The 25,813-nt window shown below is 42.5% G+C and carries 23 protein-coding genes; 4 read left to right on the forward strand and 19 right to left on the reverse strand.

The window, feature by feature from the left end; translation table 11 throughout:
- Window positions 1–2 precede the first annotated feature (2 nt).
- The 13 genes from speA to ACMUMQ_RS00575 form a co-directional block, all read right to left on the reverse strand.
- The gene (gene speA, locus ACMUMQ_RS00515) at window positions 3–1,901 is read right to left on the reverse strand and encodes a biosynthetic arginine decarboxylase (protein ID WP_317003417.1); all 1,899 of its coding nucleotides are present in this window, start codon (window positions 1,899–1,901) and stop codon (window positions 3–5) included.
- A gap of 148 nt (window positions 1,902–2,049) precedes the next feature.
- The gene (gene lipA, locus ACMUMQ_RS00520) at window positions 2,050–3,009 is read right to left on the reverse strand and encodes a lipoyl synthase (protein WP_414680102.1); all 960 of its coding nucleotides are present in this window, start codon (window positions 3,007–3,009) and stop codon (window positions 2,050–2,052) included.
- 1 nt (window position 3,010) lies between these two features.
- Window positions 3,011–3,655, reverse strand: coding sequence for a lipoyl(octanoyl) transferase LipB (lipB, locus tag ACMUMQ_RS00525; protein ID WP_414680103.1), 645 nt, complete (start codon window positions 3,653–3,655; stop codon window positions 3,011–3,013).
- Window positions 3,656–3,961, reverse strand: a complete 306-nt coding sequence (locus tag ACMUMQ_RS00530) for a YbeD family protein (RefSeq protein ID WP_317003414.1) — start codon at window positions 3,959–3,961, stop codon at window positions 3,656–3,658.
- 21 nt (window positions 3,962–3,982) lie between these two features.
- Entirely contained in the window at window positions 3,983–5,131 is a 1,149-nt protein-coding gene (locus ACMUMQ_RS00535) for a D-alanyl-D-alanine carboxypeptidase family protein (RefSeq protein WP_414680104.1), read from the reverse strand.
- Window positions 5,132–5,212: 81 nt separating this feature from the next.
- Window positions 5,213–6,145: a septal ring lytic transglycosylase RlpA family protein gene (locus tag ACMUMQ_RS00540; RefSeq protein ID WP_414680105.1), complete on the reverse strand. Its 933-nt coding sequence runs from the start codon at window positions 6,143–6,145 to the stop codon at window positions 5,213–5,215.
- Entirely contained in the window at window positions 6,132–7,178 is a 1,047-nt protein-coding gene (mltB, locus tag ACMUMQ_RS00545) for a lytic murein transglycosylase B (RefSeq protein WP_414680106.1), read from the reverse strand. Before mltB ends, ACMUMQ_RS00540 begins: the two co-directional genes overlap by 14 nt.
- Entirely contained in the window at window positions 7,175–8,296 is a 1,122-nt protein-coding gene (gene rodA / locus ACMUMQ_RS00550) for a rod shape-determining protein RodA (RefSeq protein WP_414680107.1), read from the reverse strand. The genes mltB and rodA overlap by 4 nt, the downstream gene beginning before the upstream one ends.
- The gene (gene mrdA, locus ACMUMQ_RS00555) at window positions 8,289–10,169 is read right to left on the reverse strand and encodes a penicillin-binding protein 2 (protein ID WP_414680108.1); all 1,881 of its coding nucleotides are present in this window, start codon (window positions 10,167–10,169) and stop codon (window positions 8,289–8,291) included. The genes rodA and mrdA overlap by 8 nt, the downstream gene beginning before the upstream one ends.
- Window positions 10,170–10,179: 10 nt before the next feature.
- Window positions 10,180–10,647, reverse strand: a complete 468-nt coding sequence (gene rlmH, locus ACMUMQ_RS00560) for a 23S rRNA (pseudouridine(1915)-N(3))-methyltransferase RlmH (RefSeq protein WP_414680109.1) — start codon at window positions 10,645–10,647, stop codon at window positions 10,180–10,182.
- A 10-nt stretch (window positions 10,648–10,657) separates the two neighbouring features.
- On the reverse strand, window positions 10,658–11,011 hold the full coding sequence (gene rsfS / locus ACMUMQ_RS00565; RefSeq protein ID WP_347983848.1) for a ribosome silencing factor: 354 nt from the start codon (window positions 11,009–11,011) through the stop codon (window positions 10,658–10,660).
- Between the two features lie 14 nt (window positions 11,012–11,025).
- On the reverse strand, window positions 11,026–11,691 hold the full coding sequence (gene nadD, locus ACMUMQ_RS00570) for a nicotinate-nucleotide adenylyltransferase (RefSeq protein WP_414680110.1): 666 nt from the start codon (window positions 11,689–11,691) through the stop codon (window positions 11,026–11,028).
- Complete coding sequence (locus tag ACMUMQ_RS00575; RefSeq protein WP_414680111.1) at window positions 11,681–12,940, reverse strand: glutamate-5-semialdehyde dehydrogenase; 1,260 nt, start codon at window positions 12,938–12,940, stop codon at window positions 11,681–11,683. Before ACMUMQ_RS00575 ends, nadD begins: the two co-directional genes overlap by 11 nt.
- A gap of 134 nt (window positions 12,941–13,074) precedes the next feature.
- On the opposite strand from ACMUMQ_RS00575, the gene tsaA reads away from it, so the two are divergent.
- Together tsaA and ACMUMQ_RS00585 are read left to right on the forward strand one after the other, a co-directional pair.
- The gene (gene tsaA / locus ACMUMQ_RS00580; protein WP_414680112.1) at window positions 13,075–13,803 is read left to right on the forward strand and encodes a tRNA (N6-threonylcarbamoyladenosine(37)-N6)-methyltransferase TrmO; all 729 of its coding nucleotides are present in this window, start codon (window positions 13,075–13,077) and stop codon (window positions 13,801–13,803) included.
- A complete protein-coding gene (locus tag ACMUMQ_RS00585) occupies window positions 13,800–14,048 on the forward strand; it encodes a hypothetical protein (protein ID WP_414680113.1) in 249 nt (82 codons plus the stop codon). The genes tsaA and ACMUMQ_RS00585 overlap by 4 nt, the downstream gene beginning before the upstream one ends.
- A 135-nt stretch (window positions 14,049–14,183) precedes the next feature.
- Here ACMUMQ_RS00585 and rpsA read toward each other — a convergent pair whose 3' ends face one another.
- From rpsA to gyrA, 6 genes are all read right to left on the reverse strand, one after another.
- A complete protein-coding gene (gene rpsA, locus ACMUMQ_RS00590; RefSeq protein ID WP_414680114.1) occupies window positions 14,184–15,866 on the reverse strand; it encodes a 30S ribosomal protein S1 in 1,683 nt (560 codons plus the stop codon).
- Window positions 15,867–16,028: 162 nt separating this feature from the next.
- Entirely contained in the window at window positions 16,029–16,712 is a 684-nt protein-coding gene (cmk, locus tag ACMUMQ_RS00595; protein ID WP_414680115.1) for a (d)CMP kinase, read from the reverse strand.
- A gap of 19 nt (window positions 16,713–16,731) precedes the next feature.
- Window positions 16,732–18,960 (reverse strand): carboxyvinyltransferase, encoded by a 2,229-nt coding sequence (locus ACMUMQ_RS00600; RefSeq protein WP_414680116.1) that lies wholly within the window; start codon window positions 18,958–18,960, stop codon window positions 16,732–16,734.
- Between the two features lie 55 nt (window positions 18,961–19,015).
- Window positions 19,016–20,134 (reverse strand): prephenate dehydratase, encoded by a 1,119-nt coding sequence (gene pheA, locus ACMUMQ_RS00605; protein WP_414680117.1) that lies wholly within the window; start codon window positions 20,132–20,134, stop codon window positions 19,016–19,018.
- Window positions 20,135–20,138: 4 nt separating this feature from the next.
- The gene (gene serC / locus ACMUMQ_RS00610) at window positions 20,139–21,218 is read right to left on the reverse strand and encodes a 3-phosphoserine/phosphohydroxythreonine transaminase (RefSeq protein WP_414680118.1); all 1,080 of its coding nucleotides are present in this window, start codon (window positions 21,216–21,218) and stop codon (window positions 20,139–20,141) included.
- Window positions 21,219–21,290: 72 nt separating this feature from the next.
- Window positions 21,291–23,975, reverse strand: coding sequence for a DNA gyrase subunit A (gyrA, locus tag ACMUMQ_RS00615; protein ID WP_414680119.1), 2,685 nt, complete (start codon window positions 23,973–23,975; stop codon window positions 21,291–21,293).
- Between the two features lie 321 nt (window positions 23,976–24,296).
- Here gyrA and ubiG point away from each other — a divergent pair, with 321 nt between their 5' ends.
- Together ubiG and ACMUMQ_RS00625 are read left to right on the forward strand one after the other, a co-directional pair.
- On the forward strand, window positions 24,297–25,013 hold the full coding sequence (gene ubiG, locus ACMUMQ_RS00620) for a bifunctional 2-polyprenyl-6-hydroxyphenol methylase/3-demethylubiquinol 3-O-methyltransferase UbiG (protein ID WP_414680120.1): 717 nt from the start codon (window positions 24,297–24,299) through the stop codon (window positions 25,011–25,013).
- Between the two features lie 26 nt (window positions 25,014–25,039).
- On the forward strand, window positions 25,040–25,783 hold the full coding sequence (locus ACMUMQ_RS00625) for a YciK family oxidoreductase (protein ID WP_414680121.1): 744 nt from the start codon (window positions 25,040–25,042) through the stop codon (window positions 25,781–25,783).
- Window positions 25,784–25,813: the final 30 nt, after the last annotated feature.

Consider the following 25,813-nt stretch of genomic DNA (forward strand, 5'->3'; position numbering starts at 1 on the left):
GCTTACGCCAAGTATGTTGTACCACTCAAAACTTTCTTATATAGGGCAAATAAATCTACTTTTTCATCTTCACTTAATGGACTCAAAGCAATTTTTTCCTGATAGCGATTTAGCAACACCTGCTCATCATAGCTAACATATTTCAGAACATCTTGGACGCTATCACCTTTTAAAACATGATCAATCATGAAACCCGTTTCGGTTAAATAGACGTCAACAGAGCAAGTATCGCCGAATAAGTTATGCAAATCTCCTAACGTCTCTTGATAAGCCCCCACCAAGAAAAAGCCCATTAAATAGTCTTCCCCTTTTGCGGGCGGCGGAGGCAAAGGCAAAGACGATTCGATACCTTGACCATCCACATAGCTGTATAAGCAACCATCTGAATCACAAGTAACATCTTGAATCTTACCTCTAAAAGATGGTGCTTGCTCCAAACCTTGTAATGGCAAAACAGGGAAAAGCTGATTGATTCCCCATGCATCTGGCATAGATTGGAAAACCGATAAATTAACAAACAACTTTTCAGCCAACCGCTCATTTAGCTCATCAATGACCGCTCGATGACCACGATTACGATTATCCAGTTTAGGCAATAAATTACGGCAAGCGGATAAAAATAAATTCTCAGCTTGAGCTCTTTGAGAAAGGTTGAGCTGACCATGATTATACAAAGTTAAGCTGTCATTAAAATCGTCCAATAAATCATGATAGATTTCCACCAATGAACGGCTTTCATCATCACTTTCACTTTTCAAACTTTGGTAAGAAGCCCACAAACGCTGCAACTCAAGTTCGCTCGTTTCACTAGGCTCTTCTATTGGTAAAAGCTCTGCACCATGAGAAAACACATCCGCAATCATCATGGCATGATGCGCCGTCACCGCTCGGCCTGATTCTGAAATCAAGTGAGGGTGAGGAAGGTCGTATTGTTCACAAACATTGTGGAAAGCAAAAACCACATTATTCGCATATTCACCAATACTGTAGTTCGCGGAAAAATCGTTCTGACAACGCGTACCTTCGTAATCGACGCCCAAACCACCACCAACATCAACCCATTTCACTTCTACACCCATTTGATGCAGTTCAGCGTAATAACGAGCACATTCTTTCAAACTGTTTTGAATGTCTCGAATGCGTGTAATTTGCGAGCCTAAATGAAAGTGAATCAATTCCAAACAATGCAACAAACCTAATTCGCGCAATCGATCAACAGCACGTAATAACTGGGAAGTAGTTAGTCCAAATTTAGACTTTTCACCACCACTGTTTCCCCAGTGAGTGGTACATGTGGAAGCCAATCGAATACGTATACCAATACGAGGCTGGACACCGATTTTCTCGGCCTCCTCCAAAATCCAATCCAGTTCATGCATCTTCTCAACGACGAGAAAAACCTGATGCCCCATTTTTTCAGCCATCAAAGCAAGATGAATAAACTCTCTGTCTTTGTATCCATTGCACACAATAATACCGTCGGTATTTTTATGCATCGCGAGCACAGCCATTAACTCTGGTTTACTGCCCGCTTCTAGGCCAACAGTCGATAGGTTGTCAGGTTGGCAGCCTGCTATTTCTTCTACCACACGGCGCTGTTGGTTTACCTTAATTGGGTAAACAATGGCGTATTTTGCTTGATAGTCATAATGTGCTATCGCTTGCTGAAAGGAGTTTGTTATTTTCTCAATACGTGAATGCAAAATATTAGGAAAGCGAACCAAGCATGGATAAGGAATCCCTTGCTCCTTAAGTGCGCTAGACAGCTCAGTAAGATCTATCTTGTTTTCTCTATCAGGTAAGGCAACAACACGGCCTTTGTCATTAATGGAAAAAAAACCACTACTCCAATGACTCACATTATATAGTTCCATTGAATCTTTAATGGACCAAGGCTTCATATCATCTCCAAAACTAAACGACTGTTTTTACAACAGCCAATAAATACTTATGCCGCACAATATACTGGCACTAGTCTATTCTCAAGAGTAAAAAAAAGCGGGGCTAAGAAAAATCTCAACTCCGCTTTTTACTTCAATTTATAAGCAATTAAGAAACATGCTCACCATGAGCTTGTTTATCTGCATGGTAAGACGAGCGAACCAAAGGTCCACAAGCGGCATGCTTAAAGCCTAATTCTTTTGCGACTTCTTCGTAACGAGCAAATTCTTCTGGCGGTACAAATCTCGCCATAGGGAAGTGATGCTTAGAAGGCTGTAAATACTGACCGATCGTCAACATATCTACCTTGTGTGCTCTCAAATCTTTTAAGACTTCAACAATCTCTTCGAACGTTTCGCCCATACCAACCATCAAGCCTGATTTAGTTGGCACATCTGGACAACGATCTTTAAAGTTTTTAAGCAAATCCAATGACCACTGATAATCAGAACCTGGCCTTACTTGGCGATACAAACGTGGAATAGATTCCAAGTTATGATTAAACACATCTGGTGGTGCTAAAGAAAGGGTATCAACAGCCACTTCCATACGACCACGGAAGTCTGGCACCAAAGTTTCAATCTCAATATTAGGACTTGCTGCACGCGTTTCATTAATACAGTTAACAAAATGCTGCGCACCGCCATCACGTAGATCATCACGGTCTACAGAAGTGATAACCACATACTTCAGTTTCATATCACGAATAGCAGCAGCTAGCTCTTTTGGTTCGTCTTCTTTCAAAGGGTTTGGACGACCATGAGCCACATCACAGAAAGGGCAACGACGAGTACAAATTTCGCCCATAATCATGAAGGTAGCTGTACCGTTACTAAAACATTCGCCTAAGTTCGGGCAATTTGCCTCTTCACAGACAGATGCCAATTTATGTTCTCGCAAAGTGCTCTTAATACGGGCAATCTCAGGCGATGCAGGCATGCGAACACGCAACCAATCTGGCTTTCTTGGAATTTCTTCTGTTGGAACAATTTTAATTGGGATACGTGCCATTTTATCAGCGCCACGTAACTTCTCCCCTTGGACAACGCGTTTGCGTTCTGCTGTCATTTTATTTCCACCCTTGTTGGATAGTCGGATAACTATACCCGAGCAGCTCAGCTAGTTGGTTCGCCAACTGAACTTTGATATTTGATAAAACTACATTGCTATTTAGGTGCTTCATATCAACCATTTTCAGGCCTTGATAGCCACATGGATTGATACGATCAAAAGGTGTGAGATCCATATCTACATTCAATGCAAGTCCATGAAATGAGCAACCTCTGCGCACTCGCAACCCGAGTGATGCAATCTTTTGCCCATCAACATAAACACCTGGTGCATCTGGTTTTGGGTAGGCTTCTATTGTGTTTTTCGCCAACACTTGAACAACGGAGTTTTCCAATACATTAACCAAATCACGAACGCCTATTCCTAAACGTTTTAGATCAATTAACACATAAGCCACTAACTGCCCTGGGCCATGATACGTGACCTGACCACCACGGTCGACCTGAATCACCGGAATGTCACCAGGAGCAAGAAGATGCTCTTGTTTACCCGCTTGCCCTTGTGTAAATAAAGGCGGATGTTCCAAAAGCCAAATTTCATCAGCGTCTTCTTTGGTGCGCGCCTGAGTAAAGTCTTTCATTCGATCCCAAGTATCGGAATACTCCACGACGCCCAAATCACGACAAATTAAATCAAGCCCCATTTACATGACCATTTTAACAGCGTCTATTGCCATTAAATCACTGTGAAGAGCAGATAACTGCCCTTCATTTTGAGCCAAAATACGGAAACTGTAGCTGACAAAACGCCCTTTACTGGATCGGTTTACTTTCACTGCATTAGCATCCATTTCTGGTGCATGCACCTTGAAGCATTCAGCAAGCGTTTCATGAATGCCTTCCACTTCAAGGGAAACAACTTTTATAACATAGTTTTCACATGGAAATTCTATTTTAGGTGCATCTACTGCATTCTCAGCCTGATCACCATCTTTTGTAATTAATGCCATTAATTTACCTATTTATTCAGCTTAAAACAGCTTCATAAAGAAAAGCTTAATACTATCGAATAGGCGTTTAAAGAAACCGCCCTCTTCAACCGCTTCCAAAGCAACAACTGGTCGCTCCAATAAAATATTTCCTTCAATACCAACAACGATGGTTCCTAAAATATCTCCAACTGCGATAGGAGCAGTAATCTCTTCCTGCATTTCTAATGTCGCTGGAATAGAAGCATCTTGCTGACGAGGAATGGTCACAAGCACGTCTTCAGCAAAACCTACTTTTACAGTTGATTGGCTACCGCGCCATACGTGAGCGTTATTCAAAACTTGGCCACGGCTATAAAGTTTGCGTGTTTCGTAATAACGGAAACCGTAATCAAGTAATTTTTGAGCTTCTGCAGCACGAGCTTCATCGGATTTCGTCCCCATTACAACTGTAATCAAGCGCGTGCCATTTCGTACAGCTGAAGCAGCCAAACAGTAACCTGCGGCATTAGTATGACCTGTTTTCAACCCATCTACCGTTTTGTCTCGCCATAATAATTTATTGCGGTTTGGCTGACGTATATCGTTGTAAGTAAAGTACTTCTCCGAATACATTTTGTAGTTTTCTGGAAATTGTAAAATAGTTGCACGAGACAACTTAGCAAGATCGCTAGCAGTGGAGTAATGATTTTCTGCAGGAAAACCTGTTGAGTTCACAAAGTTTGTGTTCGTCATTCCCAAAAGCTGTGCATGCTGATTCATCAAATCAGCAAACGCTGATTCGCTGCCAGCAACATGTTCTGCTGCAGCAACACTCGCATCATTACCAGATTGAATGATAATCCCACGCATTAAATCTTCTAGTGATACATAAGTTCCTTCACGAATAAACATTCTGGAACCTTCCATGCGCCACGCCTTTTCACTGACTCTAATTTGATCTTCCAAAGTCATATTTCCGCGGGCAAGTTCATACTCAATGATATAAGCCGTCATAAGCTTTGTCAGACTAGCTGGTGGTAAAGCTTCATCGGAGTTATGTTCTACCAGAACATCTCCAGTATAAGCATCCATTAAGATATAACTGCTTGCAGATAATTGTGGAGGTGCAGGAATCAGCGGAGAAGCGGCAAATACAGAGCCGACAAAAATATTTAGTGCGAAAAATAAAGAAACTAGGAGTGTTTTCATGCTCAAAAATATCGTCTTCTTAAAAATGTGGATGAATAATACTAGAGCACTCTATGAATCTCTAGCCCAACAAATAAATAACTAAGGTAGTAAAATAACTCTGACTGGATTTCCAAATCCCTCCTGCTGCAATTTTTTCTGCCAATTTGATAACTCATTGGCGTCATCATAAGGCCCAACCAACACTTTATAGAGGCCGTCATCCTGTTTATTTGCCGTTATTTTAATACTCGTATCAAAGGCTTCAAATAGCTTTTGCTTCAAGCGCTCTGCTGACTCTTCTGAGCTAAAAGCTCCTAATTGTAAATGAGTAAAGTTTAAGTCAGAGGAAGTTGCAACATTTATACTAGAAGGCGCTGAAGCCTTAGCTACCGGAGTCTGAACGACATTAGCGGTACTACTAACTACCGTAGCATTTGGATTATAAGTTTGTCCTTGCGCTGGAGTAATGGCTTCAATTCGAACTCTGGCCAAACCTTTCTTATGGTAGTCCAAACGAGCTGCAGCAGCATAAGAAAGATCAATCAGTCGATCACCATGGAATGGACCTCGGTCATTGACTCGCACAATAACAGAACGCTGATTTTCCAAGTTTGTTACTTTTAAATACGTTGGCAAAGGTAAGGATTTATGTGCGGCAGAAAAGCTATACATGTCATATATTTCCCCATTTGAGGTTTTATGGCCATGAAATTTATTGCCATACCAAGATGCTGTTCCTTCTGCCACATACCCTTCTGCAGAATCCATTACTCGGTAGGTTTTTCCCCAAACTTCATAGGAGCTTTTATTGCCACCTCGACTTTTTGGCTCCCACTTCGGAACCAAATCAGGAAGGTGATCAACCTTGATATCTCCTGTTGGCGCATGATCTTGCAAAATCGAATAGCGGCCGCCACCGGACGCTTTGTCATAATCAATGTCATCCTGTCCTAAAACATGGCGCGTACTCATGCAACCACTTAGCAATAAAGAGGACAAAACAACAAAAAACAGTACCTTAATAACTCTCATATTTACCTATACTCTGCGCCAATTCTAATACAGACATTGCATATCTTCGGCTAGGGTTATAATCCATAATGGTAAAAAAATTCTCGTAAGCTAACCAATAGGTAACTTCTTCAGGTCCTGTGCGCAATGCTACCAGCCCCGTTTTTTCAGGCGAAAAAGACTGTGTCGGCAAGACATCATAGGAAGACCAGACATTCATTTCAGTGTCTGCTTTTCGGCCACGATTAATCTCTTTCTCTACTTTTACAGGATCAGCCACCTGAGCAGTAACAAACCAAGGTTGATTGTTTTGCCAACCATGGTGTTTTAAATAGTTAGCAGCACTGCCTATTGCATCTGCTTCAGATTTCCATAAATCAATATGGCCATTCTTATCATAGTCTAGAGCAAGCGTACGGTAATTGCTGGGCATGAATTGAACCATTCCCATCGCCCCACTGTAAGACCCTTTTGTAGCACCAATGTTCCATTTTTCTTCACGGGCAAGTAATAAATAAGCCTCTAATTCGCTTTGAAAATATTCTTTACGTCTTGGGTAATCAAACGCCAAAGTGGTGAGCGATGTGAACACATCTTTAGAGCCCGTAATACGGCCGTAATAGGTTTCGACGCCAATAAGTGCCACTATGATGTTTGGCTCCACACCAAACTCCTGCTCTGCTTTTTGTAACCAATATTGATTACGCTCTGCAAATTCACGACCAGACTCCGCTCTTGCTTTTGTAACAAAGCGCTTCTTGTATTCGTAATATGGAACCAGCACTTCTGGTTGGTTATCAGACTTCTCAATAACGTTAGGTCGCACTTTTATATGAGAAAAAGCCAATTCAAGAGTACCTCTATCATAGTCATGCTCTTTCACTAGTTTATCTATAAACGACTGAACTTCAGGGTTAGCGGCATAGGAACCTGATAGATCTTCCAGTTCATTTTCTAATAAGGAGCCACTTACACCTGAATTGGAATGATCTACATTGCTACAAGCGATTAGACCGAGCATCCAAAAAACGACTGCTATCTGTTTAATCATCATATTGCCCTTTTATGAGTTTGTATCGACATCAAAATACCAAATGTTGCCATGATGGTAATAATAGAAGTACCACCATAACTTATAAGTGGCAAGGGAACCCCCACAACAGGAAGAATCCCAGACACCATGCCAATATTTACAAACATGTACACAAAGAAAGTTAACGTCAAACTACCTGCCAATAAGCGTGCATAGTTATCTGCTGCATTAGCGGCAATGTATAAACCTCGGGCAATAACCAGCAAATACGCCAAAATAAGCAGGCCACAACCTAACATTCCAAATTCTTCTGCGAGAACAGCAATGATAAAATCAGTATGGCTCTCAGGCAGAAAATCCAATTGAGCTTGAGTTCCCTCTAACCAGCCTTTGCCATAAACACCACCAGACCCAATCGCAGTCTTAGATTGAATAATGTTCCAACCTGACCCTAAAGGATCACTTTCAGGGTTTAAAAAAGTTAACACTCGCTGACGTTGATAATCATGCATTACTTGCCACAAAACATAACCAGCGATAGGAGCAAGCGCTGCGGCACTTAAAATATAGCGCCAACCTAAACCCGCCAAAAATAGAACAAAAATACCTGAGACAGCAACAAGCAAGGAAGTTCCCAAATCAGGCTGCTTCGCTATCATTAAAACAGGCAATATTATGATGCCGAGGACGGTAACAATTTCTTTAAACGTCGGAGGCAATGGTCGATTAGAAAAATACCAAGCCACCATCATAGGCATGACTATTTTCATAATTTCGGAAGGTTGGAAACGCAGCCCTCCGGGTAATGACAACCAACGCTGAGCCCCTTTGGCGCCCACACCAAACAGCAAGACACAAACAAGCAAAATGACCAAGAAGAGAAATAAAGCAGGAGAAGCTCGACGCATGTACTTTGGTGGCAGCTGAGCAAGAGACAAACACACACACATACCAACAATTAGGCGAAATATTTGTCGATCAACCATTGCAACATTCTGACCAGAAGCGGAGTACAGAACAAATAAACCGCCACCGATCAACAACAATAGAGAGCCGATTAATAGAATATCAATGTGTACCAACTTCCATAAACGAGCATTGGTAAAAGACAATGCTCTACGATAAAAGCTCTCAGTCATCACTGTTCCCTTTTAAGTTGTCGTATTCGGCTGGGTAATCATTATAAAGGTAGGCATCAAATAGTTTTTTGCTTAAATCAGCAGGTTTAGAACTGCTTCCACCGTTTTCAAAAATAGCAAAAACTGAAATTTTAGGCTTTTCAGCAGGTGCAAAGCCAATAAACAATGCATGGTCATGCAGACGCTGGTCTAACTTTTCGGAGTCGTACTCTTCGTCTTCTTGCAAACTAAATACTTGCCCCGTACCCGTCTTACCTGCAATAAGATAATCCGTTCCTTGTAAACGTCTTGCCGTTCCTTTTGAATCAGTGATTACTTTGCGCATTGCAACGACCATACGCTCCCAATTACGCTGATCTTTGAGAACGATATGATGATCACCGCCGCGCCCATCAGGAAACTCTACAGGCTCGTCACCGACACTTTGCGCCATACGAGGATAATAATAATGCCCTCTGCCTGCTAACGCAGAAGTAGCTGCAGCAATTTGTACCGGTGTCGCCACCATAAACCCTTGCCCAATACCTACGTTAACTGAATCACCAGGGTACCAAGGTTCATTATATTTGGCTTTCTTCCACTCATTGGAAGGCAACAAACCAACACTACCACCGTGTAAATCAAGCAAATTATTTTGACCGAAGCCAAACCTTGATAAGAAGTTATGAATAGGCGTTATTCCCATCTTGTTTGAGAGTTGATAATAATAAGTATCAACCGACTCAATAATCGAACGTTCTAAATCTATCCAGCCATGACCGGTTCGTTTCCAGTCTCGATACCGTCGACCATCAGGGTTTATTTGGTAATAGCCTTTTGCGAAGTAACGTTCCGTCCAAGATGAAAACCCATATTCTAATCCAGCAAGCCCCATGAATGGCTTAATGGTTGATGCAGGGGGGTAACCGCCACGTAAAGCTCGGTTAAAAAGAGGAAGCTTTTTCGAACTACGTAAAGACGAATAATCTTGAACAGAAATACCACGGACAAATAAATTAGGATCGAAGCCGGGTTTAGACACTAGCGCCAGTATGCCCCCTGTATCCGGATCGATAGCAACTACGGAGCCTTTATAATCACCTAATAAATCGTAAGCATATTGTTGTAATCGGGCATCCAAGTATAAATGCAGATCTTTACCAGGTGTTGGAGGTTGTTTTTCCAGCTCGGACATAATTCGCCCACGAGCGTTTACTTCTACCTTACTAAGCCCTGTTTTTCCAAACAAAGTATTTTCATAAAAGCCCTCTATTCCTGTCTTCCCTATAAATAAAGCGCCCTGATAAGCAAGTCTATCCACTCTTTCTAAGTCCCTTGATGTGATTCGCCCAACATAGCCAATTGCATGAGCAAATGCCTCACCATATGGATAGTATCGAGTTAGTTGAGCTTCAACCTGAACACCATCTAACTTATATAAATCAACAGAAACCTTAGCCCATTCTTCATCTGTTAGCTGAGACTTTAAAGTAAGGGATTGATAAGGTCGGCGGTATTCTTTAAGGCGGCTGTCAAAGTCTTCCCACTCACTATCACTTATATCAAGAATACCGGAAAGCTCTCGTTTCAATTCAGGGAAATTAGCAACGCGTTCGGGAATAACTGTCAAACTGTGAATAGGACGATTATCTGCTAACACAACGCCATTACGATCGTAAATTAACCCTCTAGGTGGTGGGTCTGTTACCAGCATAACTCGGTTTTCATCTGCCTTGGTTTGATAAAGCTCATAGTTCATCACTTGCAGATAAAACAAACGAGCCATCAAAACAATCGCCAAAAACAAAACAAAAATCGCTGCAGCAATAACTCGTCGCTGAGTTAATTTCTTTTCTTCTCGATAATTACGAAATGCCTGATGTTTGCTGTTCACTCACCACACCTTATCTATGATATGGGTGATTATTCATTAAAGTCCAAGCACGATAAATTTGCTCAGCTAAAATAATTCTCACCATAGGATGTGGAAGCGTTAAACGAGATAGAGACCAAACTTGATCTGCGCGAGCCGTGCATCTTGGGTCTAATCCGTCTGGCCCACCTACCAGTAAACTCACGTTATAACCATCCATGCGCCAATTTTCCGTTTGATCTGCAAGCTGCTCAGTAGACCACTCCTTACCAAGCACCTCCATAGCAATGACTTTATCTCCAGAAGGAATCGCTTCAAGCATAGCGTCTCCCTCCTTACGAATGGCTTTTGGTATATCCGTATTTTTACCACGAGGCGACATCGGAATTTCAACAAGCTCTAGCGCAAAATCCTTTGGCAGACGCTTAGCGTAATCATCATAACCTTGAGTCACCCACTTGGGCATTTTGTTACCAACAGCAATCAAACGAACTCGCATTATAAAGACCTTATAACGTTTCTGGTTTTATATCCCACAACTTCTCAAGGTCATAAAATGCTCGAGCTTCTTCTGTCATCACATGAACAACAACATCATGTAGGTCAACAAGCACCCAGTCACTTCCCATTCCACGTCCTTCAGAACCTAGCGGCTGTAAACCTTGTTGCTTAAGATGCTCAAAAACATTTTGCCCTAAAGCATTAACATGGCGTTTAGAAGTACCAGTACAGATCACCATGTAATCCATCATGTCTGTATGACTCCCAACGTTCAACACAGTGATCTTATCACCTTTTACATCTTCTAATGCTTCGACCGCAAAGGCTAAAATTTGATCTGCTGTGAGGTTAATCTGACTCATATAATTACGTTATCCTATCGATATAATTGATGTTGCTCTATGTACTTTTGAACGGGCTCTGGCAATAAATAGGCAATTGACTCATTCTTTCGAGCCAGCGATCTAATCATGCTAGAAGATATTCCCAGTGGGGTTAATGTCTCAAACCAGACTAATCCCGAGGGCGCGCATTGTAACTCATGCGATGCAGAGGCACGATAGTTTTCGCAAAATGCATTTAGCTCCGAAATCAAATCTGGCTCCCAACCGGGACGAGAAACCACCAAAAGGTGAGCGTACTGAGTTAGCGCTCGCCACTCATGCCAAGTAGGAAGCGACAAAAAGCTATCCATACCCAACACCATGATCAGTGGTTCATCTGGACCTATTTCAGCACGTATATCTCGCAAGGTGTCTACACTATAGCTTGGCCCTTCTCGCTCTACTTCACGAGAATCCACACTTAACCTTGGGTGACTAGAAACAGCCAACTGTGCCATTTCCAAACGCTGACGAGCAGTAACACCTGGTTGACCTTTATGAACAGGCTGAAAGCAAGGTATCAACTTCAGAGCTGAATATTGATACTTATCAAGCACCTCTACCGCCGTTCTAAGGTGGCCATTATGAACCGGGTCGAATGTCCCTCCCATAATCGCCAAACCAGATCGCTTTATTTCATTCTGCTGCTTAATTGTCACGTGTATGGCCATCACCCAGCACTATGTATTTCTGACTGGTAAGCCCTAACAGCCCAACCGGACCACGAGCATGAATCTTATCTGTAGAAATACCAATTTCTGCACCAAACCCATATTCAAAACCATCCGCAAAGGATGTTGAAGCATTCACCATAACAGATGAAGAATCGACCTCTGTCATAAAGGCACGAGTTTTACTGTAGTTCTGAGAAACAATGGCATCGGTATGATGCGAGCCATATTTATTGATATGAGCAATTGCTTCATCCATATCGACCACAATTTTGATCGAAAGTTTAGGGGCATGATATTCCGTATACCAATCTTCTTCTGTTGCTACACCAATAGAAGAGGATATAGATTGAGACAATTCACAACCAACGAGTTCAACGCCCTTCTCTTCAAAGGCCGCAACCAGCTTTGGAAGCATGTCGTCTGCAACCGATTTATGAACGAGCATGGATTCCATTGCATTACACACACCATAGCGACGTGTTTTTGCATTAATTACAATTTTGAAGGCTTTATCAAAGTCGGCTTCATCGTCAATATACACATGACAATTACCATCCAAATGCTTGATAACAGGCACTCGGGCATCTTTGCTAATACGCTCAATTAAGCCTTTACCGCCACGAGGCACAATGACATCAACATACTCAGGCATAGTAATTAATTTACCAACCGCTTCTCTATCAGTCGTGTTTAACACTTGCACGGCATCTGCAGGCAAGCCAGCCACTTCAAGCCCTTTACATACTGCTTCAGCAATAGCTTGGTTTGAATGAAACGCTTCTGAGCCACCACGCAAAATAGTTGCATTACCTGACTTCAAACATAAACTCGCAGCGTCAATAGTTACATTAGGACGAGACTCGTAAATAATACCTACAACACCAAGAGGCACTCGCATTTGTCCACGCTGAATACCAGAAGGCAAATACACCATTCCTGACACTTCACCAATTGGGTCAGGCAAAGAAGCAACCTGTTTCAAGCCTTCAATCATGCCATCGATTCGGGCGTCATTAAGCAGTAATCTGTCTAATAAAGCCGCATCCAAACCTTTTGCTCGGCCTTCTTCCATGTCTTTCGAGTTTGCTTCTATCAATCGAGGTCGTGCATCTTCTAAAGCGTCTGCCATAGCGAACAACGCCATGTTTTTTTGCTGAGTGGAAGCTTTAGCAAGTAAACGAGAAGAAGCTCTAGCTTGCTGACCTATTTGATTCATATAAGATTCTAAAGACATTTTTAATCTCTAATAAAAGTAAAAAGCATAAACAGAAGGCGGCAAAATAAATCACGACCAATTCAACTAAGCCAGTATACTAACATAATATTTTCATTCATTTAGTGCAGATTTATACGAAGAAGGAAGACTTGGTGCCCAGTTCTCATTCATACACCCTTTCCCCCATTGGCATAATACATTCCTGCTATAAAGAAAAGTTTGGTATTCCTAGGCAACCTGGATTAGTCACAGAAGCAACAGCCCGCTTAGAACTTATTGCTCCCTACAATAGACTCGACACATTAGATGGCTTGAGTGATTTCTCACACATCTGGATTCAATTCATTTTTCATGCAAATCAGCAAGAAGGCTGGAAAGCAAAGGTTCGCCCTCCACGCTTAGGCGGGCAGAAAAAAATGGGCGTATTTGCCACAAGAGCAACTCATAGACCCAACCCTATTGGCTTATCTGTGGTTAAAATGGGACGCATTTATAAAGAAGATACAAGAGTATTTATTGATCTGCACGGCGCAGATTTACTCGATGGCACACCAGTATTAGATATCAAACCCTACCTACCTTATGCGGATAATATCTCGGAAGCAAAAGGCGGATTCGCACACACAAAATCTTCAACCTATGAAGTGCAATTCTCAGCGAAAGCTAAACTACAATGTGAGAAATACGAAACCGAAAACAAAAAATCAATTATAAGTTTGATTGAACAGGTTATTGCTCAAGACCCAAGACCCTCCTACTTATCAGATCAAATAGATAGAGAGCATGGAATTAGACTCTGGGACATAAATGTTAAATGGTGTGCAAGAAGTGATCATTTTGAGATACTAGAAATAGAACATGCAACAGAGATCGAAATATGAACAAAAAACACTTTTTGAACACATATAAAAAAATCGATTCACTGGACGAAGATAAGACCAAAAAAACTGAGCAAGCATCACTTTATCGATCAGAGCACGATGAGCGTCTAATAAAAGACCTCCATTACGCAAAATTCCAAAAAAACTTCAACAAGGTCCAGCAAAGCGATGCTTTCAAAAGCTTATTAGAAAAAGAAAATTGGGATGATGAAGATATTCAAACCTTTCTCAATTCATTAGGCTAAAAACATACACAAACTCTATACCCATAGTTATCCACATGTTCTGTGTATAGTTTTCTTGTCAATAAATTCAAGAAAAATAGACGCAAAAAAAAGCGGACCGAAGTCCGCTTTTTATAGCTTTCAGAAAATCAAAACTTAGTTTTGGTTTTCTAGTTGCGCTTTGATCAAATCACCGATAGTAGTAGGACCATTCGCTTCAGCTTGTTGTTTCTCAGAGTGAGCTTTCAACGCTGTCTTCTCTTCAGAAGCATCTTTCTGCTTGATAGAAAGAGCAATAGTACGAGCTTTACGATCAACATTGATGATCGCTGCTTCTACTTTGTCGCCTTCTTTCAATACAGATGTTGCATCTTCAACACGGTCACGGCTGATTTCAGATACTTTCAAAGTAGCTTCAACGCCTTCCGCAAGAACAACTACTGCACCTTTCGCATCAACTTCAGAAACGGTACCGTTAACGATAGCGCCTTTGTCGTTTTCAGCTACGAAAGCAAGGAACGGATCTTCTTCAAGTTGTTTAACACCTAAAGAAATACGCTCACGCTCAGCATCGATAGACAATACAACAGTTTCTAGCATATCGCCTTTCTTGTATTGACGAACGGCTTCTTCACCAGCTTCTTCCCAAGATAGGTCAGATAGGTGAACCAAACCATCAATACCACCGTCAAGACCAATGAACACACCAAAGTCAGTGATAGACTTGATTGCGCCAGAGATTTTGTCGCCTTTGTTGAAAGAAGTAGCAAACTCTTCCCATGGGTTCATAGTGCACTGTTTGATACCCAAAGAGATACGACGACGCTCTTCGTCAATATCAAGAACCATAACTTCTACATCATCACCGATCTGAACAACTTTAGATGGGTGGATGTTTTTGTTAGTCCAATCCATTTCAGATACGTGAACTAGACCTTCAACGCCTTCTTCAAGTTCAGCGAAGCAACCGTAGTCAGTCAAGTTAGTAACTTTAGCCGTTACTTTAGTATTCTCTGGGTAACGAGCTTTGATTGCTACCCATGGATCTTCACCCAACTGCTTAAGACCTAGAGACACACGGTTACGCTCGCGGTCAAACTTAAGCACTTTAACGTCGATTTCATCGCCAACAGCAATGATTTCACTTGGGTGTTTAATGCGTTTCCAAGCCATATCAGTGATGTGAAGAAGACCATCAACACCACCAAGGTCAACAAACGCACCGTAATCAGTAAGGTTCTTAACGATACCTTTAACTTCTTGACCTTCTTCAAGAGAAGCAAGAAGTGTTTCACGTTCAGCGCTGTTAGTCGCTTCCATAACGGCACGACGAGAAACAACAACGTTGTTACGTTTTTGATCAAGCTTAATAAGTTTGAACTCTAGATCAACACCTTCCAAATGTGATGTGTCGCGGATTGGGCGAACATCTACCAAAGAACCTGGCAAGAAGGCACGGATGTTAGCGATATCAACAGTGAAGCCACCTTTAACTTTACCGTTAATTACACCGTGGATAATGGCATTTTCTTCGTAAGCTTTTTCAAGCACAGACCAAGTCTCTGCACGTTTCGCTTTTTCACGAGACAATTTAGTCTCACCGAAGCCATCTTCTACAGCGTCAAGTGCAACCTTAACTTCGTCACCGATGTTTAAGTTGAATTCACCACTTTCCGTTAGAAACTGAGAACGAGGAATTACGCCTTCAGATTTAAGACCTGCATGAACAGTTACCCATTCGCTGTCGATATCAACAACAATACCAGTAACAATTGAGCCCGGCGCCATTTCGACGGTTAAAAGGCTTTCTTCAAACAGTTCTGCGAAGCTTTGAGTCATTGTATTTCCTATATGTTTGGTTTAGTAAACTAAACCCTATCCACATTGCCAGCAAATGTGGGTCAATTTTTTGAATGATGCGATAAAGGCTTGCTGGCACCTTTATCGACTTTGATAAAATTTGATCTATTCTAGCACATTTCAGACACGAAAAAGAACAGGCTACGCAAGACCTGCTTTTACTGTTTCAGTAAAAATCATCTCGACAACCTGTTCAATACTTAAATCTGTACTATCGATTACTAAGGCGCCTGCTGCAGGCACAAGAGGAGCGATCGCTCTATTAGCATCTCGCTCATCCCTCTCTTTAATCGTTTTTACTAATTCGTCAAGATTAACAGTTTCGCCTTTTTGCTGCAATTGTTGTATGCGACGTTGTGCACGCTCTTCTGCAGAAGCAGTTAAAAACACCTTAACTTGCGCTGAAGGGAAAACAACTGTACCCATATCGCGGCCATCAGCAACTAAGCCTGGCAGCTGTGAAAATGCTCTTTGACGCAGCAATAGACCTTCACGGACTTCAGGAATCGCAGCCAATTTAGAAGCATTGTTTCCCACTTCTTCAGTACGAATTGCCTGAGTAACAGTCTCACCTTCTAAGATAATTTCAACTTTACCTAGCTCCACCTGCTGAAATTGTATATCCAAATGCTCCGCCAATACTTTTAGCGTCTCCACATCTTCAACAGACATTCCGTGATGCGAAACAGCAAGGGCAAGAAGTCGATACAAAGCACCGCTGTCTAATATATGCCATCCCAGTTTTTCTGCAATTAATTGACTGACAGTGCCTTTACCAGCACCACTTGGACCATCAATTGTAATAACTGGGCCTTGGTTAATCATAACTATTCCTCTTAAAAAACTACTGCACTACCGAACAATGAAAACCTAATTGCCCAGCAATGCTCTCCAACTCATTAAATTCTTCTAATAATTTTTGACAGTCATTGACGACTGTGGTCGATTTACTTCTCGCACCAAGTGCCAGCATGGCCAACGCCAAACGATCATCACCAGCACAATCTAGCTCACCACCTTGCGGGACAGAGCCATAAATAATTAATTCACCATTTTCATAAGTACAACGCACTTTCACTTTTTCAAGCGCGTCAACTAGAGCCAATACTCTATCCTCATGGTAATAAGGCAATGCGTTAACACCATTTATATGCGTGACACCGTTAGCATATGCAGCTACAACACACAAAAGCGGCAACATTTCTCTAAATCGATAACTTTGTGCTGCACTTAATGTGAAAGACTGCAATTCAGAAAATACAACATGCATTTCCCCTTCTCGCAACCCTGTCCCCAATACACTTTCCGGCGGCACAGACACATCCAACCCAATAGATTGCAAAAACGACAAATAATCAAACGAAACAGAGTCTAGACCCACATTCTTCACATTAAGTTCAGAACCTGGAAGCAAACTTGCCAGTAATGCCCACCACATAGCTTCATGCACATCACCGGAAAGCACGATATCTACACCAGACAGTGATGATGGCGCTATTTGAAAACCGCCATCGCACTCAGAAATAACCGCCCCAAATTGACGCAATAAGACTTCACAATGAGACAGTTCAGTAATAAGTGGTCTTACATGCCCTATTGTTGGTGAATATAAAGCAGCCAAAAAAGCCGACATTTTAAGACGCTCAGATCCACTAGTTAAGCTGATAGAAACATCTGTTGCTTGCTCTGGCGTCAAGACGATAGGCAAACAATCCTCCACATCAGAAGCAATTTTCCCGCCCATTTCACGAATCACCGACAATAAATCGCTCATAGGTTGTTTTAACAGCTCACCTTCACCAACAACAGTGGTCACGAATGATTGTCCCGCCAACACTGGCAACAAGAGATACAAACTCTCCCGAGATTCATGAATATTAATGGGCGCTATTGGTGCTTTAAGACCACGAAGCCCAACACCATGAACACGCAAACGATCTAATGCGACCTCTTCAATGACAACACCCATATCTCGAAAGGCTTGCATAGTAATTCGAACATCAACACTAAGATCAATATTCTGTAAATCACTCACCCCGTCCGAAAGCGCAGCTATGGTAATGGCTTTATGTGACAAAGATTTGTCACCCACCAAAGAAATATCACCTTTAATAACTGAAGCAGGTAAAACTGAAACCGAAGTTGGTCGCACTTCTTTTGTCGAGCCCATTGTACGCTGCTCTAACAAACGAAGAAAATGATCTCGCGCAGACTTAGCTCGGGTAAACACACCAAACATACTTGCACCGTCACCTTGCTCTATCGCAGCACGCATGTCCGCAAGACGATCAGTAAAATGATCAAGCGTCGCCAATGTGGCGTCTTTATTAGCCAGAAAAACATCGCGCCACATGACAGGGTCACTAGAAGCAATACGAGTAAAATCTCTAAAACCGCCAGCGGCAAACTTGAATACGTCCTGACTGAGGTCACTATTTGCAAGCGCATCAACCAAGGTATAGGCCAGCAAATGAGGCAAATGACTAGAAGACGCTAAAACATGATCATGATGCTCGACATCCATACTCACAACGTCTGCACCAATGGCTCGCCAAATACGATGCAAACGATCAAGCAAAACAGGATTGCTGTCCGGTAAAGGCGTCACGATCGCCATGTGCTTTTCAAACAACAAAGGATTAGCCGCTAAAACACCGCTCTTTTCTGCTCCCGCAATTGGATGACTGGGAATAAAGTTAGACGGTAAACCGCCAAAAGCTCGACGCGCAGACTCAACCACACTCCCTTTTGTTGATCCAACATCTGTCACCAAAGTATCAACAGAAAGAAAAGGTTTAATCTCTTGTAGAACAGATTCCATGGCTCGGACAGGCGTTGCTAAAACGATAACATCCATCTTAGCGATATATTCTTCAGTAAGTTGAGCTGGATAATCGATCACTCCAGTAGACACACCTAGCGCCAATTCACCTTCTCGACGATCAGCACCATATAATGTCGCCAACCCTCTGTCTTTCAGGGCTTTCGCGAAAGAGCCACCTATCATGCCAAGACCAATAATCATGACATTGCCAAATTTTTTCTTTTCTTGAGGCATACTACCCAGAGTCATCTAAAACTTACTCTTATCTATCAAAACGCAAAAACGAGCCATATATCCAAAAAAGCTACAAAACAGCAACAGGATAAGAACCTAACACTTTCACTTCAGATGCTTTTTCACGTAATTCATCAATCACAGCACAACATGCATCATCCAAATAATGGCCAACAAAATCGATGTAAAAAATGTATCCCCAACGACTCATTAATGATGGACGAGTTTCTAATCGCGTCATGTCGACACCGTGACGCTCAAATGCCTCAAGCAGATGATATAAGGCGCCAGGTTCGTTTTTAGCACTAATCAACAAAGACGTTTTATCTTTACCACTAGGTGGCACATCCTGATTACCCACAATCAAAAATCGTGTCGTGTTGTCTGGGCGATCTTCAATGTTCGCCGACACTTTAATCAAGCCATACAATTCACACGCCACTTCACCGGCAATCGCAGCCACAGCACGACCACTTCGACCAGCATCAGCAGCAAGACGAGCTGCTTCCGCATTAGAACTAACAGCAACACGCTCAGCGTGCGGCCAATAACGGTCTAACCAAGCTCGACATTGTGCCAATGATTGTTGATGGGAATAAATATGCGTCACATCTTCCGAATTGATATTCGGACTAACTAACAAATGATGATGAATACGCTCTTCCACTTCCCCGCAAATTTTCAAACGCGAGTCGCGAAAACTGTCTAAAGTGTGATTTACAACGCCTTCTGTTGAATTCTCAACAGGAACAACACCATAATTCGCCGCACCCGATTCCACTTCACGGAAGACTTCATCAATAGCTGCCATTGGCGCACTGATGATAGATTTACCAAAGTGCTTCAATGCCGCTTGTTGAGTAAAGGTACCTTCCGGCCCCAAAAATGCAATGCGCATGGGTTTCTCTAAGGCAAGACAAGAAGACATCACTTGACGGAAAATCTTCGCCATTTCTTCGTTACCAAGAGGCCCTTCATTGCGCTCCATTACACGTCTTAAAACCTGTGCTTCACGCTCTGGGCGATAAAAAACAACATCATCAGATTGTTCAGCAAGCTTCACCTCGGCTACTTTTTGAGCGCAGCGAGCACGTTCATTAATAAGCACCTGGATCTGTGAATCAATCGAATCAATACGATCTCGCAACAATGGCAATGTATCAGGCACTATTTCTTTAGAGTTAGACATATTATTACCCGTGACGCTCTTCAAAACCGCGCATAAAATCAATTAAGGCAAGCACACCTTCCATCGGCATGGCGTTATAAATACTTGCTCGCATCCCACCGACAGAACGATGACCTGCTAACGTGCGCAAACCAGCCGCTTCTGATTCTTCAATAAATAAAGCATCCAAAGATTGATCTGCCAAAATGAAAGGCACATTCATACGAGATCTAAACGCTGGATCAACAGGATTTGAATAGAACGAACTAGAATCGATAAAATCATACAAAGCTTGCGCTTTACGAATATTTATTTCCTCAATCGCTTCGACACCGCCTTGCTCTTCAAGCCACTCAAAAACAAGATCGGCCAAATAAATAGCAAACGTAGGAGGCGTATTTATCATGGAGTCGTTCGCAGCTAGATTCGCAAAACTCCAAATGGAAGGGAGTTCATCGCTAGAGCGAGCTAATAAATCTTTACGCACAATACAAATAACCACACCTGCAGGGCCAACATTTTTTTGCGCGCCTGCGTAGATCATGCCGTACTTACTAACATCAATTTTTCTCGACAAAATAGTCGAAGACAAATCTGCCACAATCGGCAAATTCGTTTCAGGCAAATCAGAAAACTCTACACCGCCAATTGTTTCATTAGGGCAAAGGTGTAAGTAGGCAGCAGTTTCATCCAACTCAAGATTAGAAAAATCAGGAACCGTGGAATAGCTTTGTTCTTTAGAAGAGCCAACAACATTTACTTTGGTGTAGCGTTTTGCTTCTTTAATCGCTTTAGAAGACCAAGCACCTGTATCTAAGTAGCAAGCAGAATCAAAACCATTCACTAAGTTGGCAGGGATCTGGGAAAATAAAGTCGATGCACCACCCTGAACAAACAAAATTTCATAATCATCATTAACATCAAGCAAACGAGCTAAACGCGCTTTAGCCGAAGCCAAAATAGACATAAACTCAGTACTTCTATGGCTCATTTCCATAACGGAAACGCCAGCACCATGCCAGTCTAATAGTTCAGCTTGTGCTTTTTTCAAAACAGCCTCTGGAAGCGCTGCTGGACCAGAACAAAAATTATATACTCGGCTCATCCTGCTTATTACCTCTAGTATTCAGGACCTATCTACAATAAAAGCGACGCACCTAGGTGCGCCGCTTATTTACTATTCCGTATCAGCTTCTGTGATATCAGGAGATTCGTCGCCATCATTTGGCGCTTGATCGACAACCGCATCATCTGCTTCATCAATCTCGATATCACCTTCATCGTTTTCCACGACACGCTCAATGCCAACTAGGTGCTCGTCATTAGTCAGACGAATCAAGGTGACACCTTGCGTATTTCGACCTTGACAAGACACTTCCGTCACTCGAGTACGAACCAAGGTACCCTGATCAGTAATCAAGATAATTTCATCCGTTTCCTCAACCTGAGCCGCACCAATAACTGGGCCGTTACGATCAGACACTTGGATACCGATAACACCTTGACCACCACGACCATAAACTGGGAAGTCTTCCACTGCCGTACGCTTACCAAAGCCGTTTTCACAAGCCATCAATACAGCAGAACCCTCTTCAGGAACGATCAGAGAAACCACTTTCGCGCCCTCACTCAATCGAATGCCTCGAACACCTGCCGCTGTACGACCCATTGGACGAACATCTGACTCTTTAAAGCGAATCGTTTTACCAGAAGAAGACACCAACATGATGTCGTTTTCGCCTGTAGTAACAGATACGCCAACCAGTTCATCTGTTTCGTCTAGGCTCAATGCGATCAAGCCAGTAGAACGAGGTCGAGCGAAGTTTTGCATCGCTGTTTTCTTAACGGTACCTTTCGCAGTCGCCATAAAGATGTAACTGTTTGACTCTACATTTGCTTCATCAGCAACGTCTTCATCACCTTCTTCTTTATCTGTGTCTTCAACAACAGGCAAAGGCAACAAAGCAGAAATAGATTCACCCTCACTCAAAGGCAATAAGTTAACGATTGGACGACCTTTGGCGCCACGACTCGCAACTGGAATCTCGAAAACACGCAACCAATAAACTTTACCCAAGTTACTGAAAAGCATGATGGTATCGTGACTGCTCGTTACAAGAAGATGCTCAATATGGTCTTCATCTTTCATGCTAGCCGAAGACTTACCACGACCACCACGACGTTGAGCTTGATACTCTTCTAGTGGCTGAGATTTCGCATAACCTGTATTCGAAATGGTCACAACCATTGGCGCTTCATCGATCAAGTCCGCAATGGTTAGATCTTGACGAGAAGTGATAATTTCCGTTCTACGTGCATCACCAAAGCTATCACGAACTTCTTCAAGCTCTTCACGAATCACTTCCATCAAGCGATTTGGATTAGAAAGAATGTTCAGCAATTCAGCGATCAACTCGATTAGAGCCTTGTACTCGCCAAGCAATTTCTCATGCTCTAAGCCAGTCAAACGATGCAAACGCAAATCTAGAATCGCTTGCGCTTGATCTGGTGACAAGTGATAAGCACCATCAACGAAACCGTAACCTGCATCAAGATCATCTGGGCGACAAGCGTCAGCACCAGCACGTTCAAGCATGGCAACAACATTTCCTGGCTGCCAAGATTCAGCAACGATCTTCTCTTTTGCCTCTGCAGACGTTGGAGAAGTACGAATCAATTCGATAATGCGATCTATATTTGCTAGAGCTACAGCCAAACCTTCAAGGATGTGACCACGCTCACGCGCCTTACGAAGTTCAAAAATCGTACGGCGAGTCACCACTTCACGGCGGTGTTTCACGAAGCACTCAAGAATCTGTTTCAAGTTTAGTAGTTGTGGACGGCCATCAACCAAGGCCACCATATTGATACCAAACACAGACTGCAATTGAGTTTGAGCAAAGATATTGTTAACAACAACGTCTGGATTCTCGCCGCGACGCAGCTCAATCACAATACGCATGCCGTCTTTGTCAGACTCATCACGAAGTTCACTGATGCCTTCCAGCTTTTTCTCTTTCACAAGCTCGGCAATTTTCTCAATGACTTTCGCTTTGTTTAACTGGTAAGGAATTTCAGTAAAGACTATGGCTTGGCGGTTGCCTTTTTCCATGTCTTCAAAATGATGACGAGCGCGCATGTAAATACGACCGCGCCCTGTTTTGTAGGCTTCAACAATACCAGCACGACCATTAATAAAGGCCCCTGTTGGGAAATCTGGCCCTGGAATGTGTTCGATCAGCTCATCAATAGTGACGTCTGCGTTATCAATTACCGCAAGACAGCCATCGATAATTTCACCTAAATTATGTGGTGGAATATTGGTCGCCATACCAACGGCGATACCAGCAGAACCATTTACAAGCAAACCAGGAACACGTGCAGGCAATACTTCTGGCATAAACTCTGTACCATCGTAGTTAGGCACAAAATCAACTGTTTCTTTCTCAAGATCCATCAATAAATGATGAGAAATTTTTGCCATGCGGATTTCGGTATAACGCATTGCTGCCGCACTGTCGCCATCGACAGAACCGAAGTTACCTTGACCATCCACCAGCGTGTAACGCATTGAGAAAGGTTGAGCCATACGAACAATCGTATCGTATACAGCAGAGTCACCATGAGGGTGATACTTACCGATTACATCACCGACAATACGTGCCGACTTTTTGTATGGTTTATTCCAATCATTTTTAAGTTCATTCATCGCAAATAGAACGCGACGGTGAACAGGTTTTAACCCATCACGTACATCAGGTAATGCTCGACCTACAATTACGCTCATTGCGTAATCTAGATAAGATCCCTTAAGTTCATCTTCGATACTGACGGGAATAATTTCTTTGGCTAATTCACCCATAGATACAATCGATCCTTATGCCTCGGAAGCCTGACAGACTTCATCATCTCTTTTTATAAGCGCTGCATTGTAACATAAGGAAATAAATAACACTCCTTCAAGCTGTATGTTTTGTTGCTCATAATTGCATTTGATTCTCAGTTTCTTGCCTTCTTGTCGAATATCAAAGAAAACCAAATAAGAAATCTGCTCGTACCTAATATATGAGTTAGCTATTGGTCACCCTCATGGTTGGCGTTATACTAGAAAACACACTCACTAACTCAGCACATCGAGTAAGCTCTCAATTCTCTAGCGACAAACAAAAACGGAAAAATACATATGACCAACCCACAACAAAACAATGTAGATTTAAATGAAGTTGCAAAGTTTGAAGCGCTTGCAAGTCGTTGGTGGGACAAAGAAAATGAATTTAAACCCTTACATGACATCAACCCGCTGCGCACAAATTATGTAGACGAAAACACAGGCGGACTTTCCGGCAAAAAAGTGATCGACGTAGGTTGTGGCGGCGGCATCCTATCTGAAGCCATGGCAAAACTTGGCGCCAATGTAAAAGGCATCGATATGGGCGAAGCTCCTCTTGCTGTCGCCAAACTGCACCTAGAAGAATCTAAGCTTGATATCGACTACGAAAAAATCACAGCAGAAGAAATCGCCCAACGAGAAGCAGGTCAATACGATGTGGTTACTTGTTTAGAAATGCTTGAGCATGTTCCAGACCCATCTTCCGTAATTAAGGCCTGCATGACTCTTGTGAAACCCGGTGGCCATGTTTTCTTCTCTACTATAAACCGCAATCCTAAAGCCTACTTATTTGCCATTATTGGAGCAGAATACATTTTAAACATGCTTCCAAAAGGCACTCACGATTATGCTAAATTCATTCAACCTGCCGAACTAAACAACTACACAAGACAGGCAGGACTAGAAGTAAAACACATGACAGGCATGACCTATAATCCACTCACTAAGGTCTACAAACTGAACGACAAAGACGTGTCTGTAAACTACCTAATGCACACTCAAAAACCCTAAGCCTTAATTAGGCAAAAGGAGGAGATATGTTTACTTATCAAGCTCCAGATCAACTACTCAAAGACAAGATCATCCTTGTAACTGGCGCAGGTGATGGCATTGGAAAAACCGCAGCCATCACCTACGCAAAATACGGCGCAACTGTAATTTTGTTAGGTAGAACTACAAAAAAACTCGAAGCCGTTTACGACCAAATTGAAGATCTCGGCTATCCGCAAGCAGCAATCATCCCTCTCAATCTGGATGGCGCTGCGGAACACGATTACCTAGAAATAGCCAACACTATTGAAAATGAATTCGGCCATTTGGATGGTGTCCTTCACAATGCCAGCTTACTTGGCAGCAGAGCACCTTTAGCGAGCTACGACCCAACTTTATTCGAACAAGTCATGCGAGTGAACGTCACCAGCCAATTACTGCTCTCACAGGCTCTCATGCCACTTTTACAAAAATCCAAAGAGGCTTCCATTATCTTTACGTCTTCCGGAGTCGGCCGCACTGCAAGGCCAAACTGGGGTGCTTATGCCGTTTCCAAGTTCGCTACCGAAGCCATGATGCAACTGTTTGCGGGCGAGCTTGCAACCTCGTCTCCAAACATACGCGCAAATGCGATCAACCCTGGCGGAACGAGAACCAGCATGAGAGCCGCTGCATTCCCAGAAGAAGACCCACAAACACTCCCAACGCCAGAAGAGATCATGCCGCTCTACTTGTATTTAATCGGTAAAGACAGCCTTACAATCAACGGCCAATCCATTAATGCTCAATAAATTCTTTACTTTGACGCAATGGAAAGTAAA

It is taken from the genome of Marinomonas algae (genome assembly GCF_047525555.1).
Classification (GTDB): domain Bacteria; phylum Pseudomonadota; class Gammaproteobacteria; order Pseudomonadales; family Marinomonadaceae; genus Marinomonas.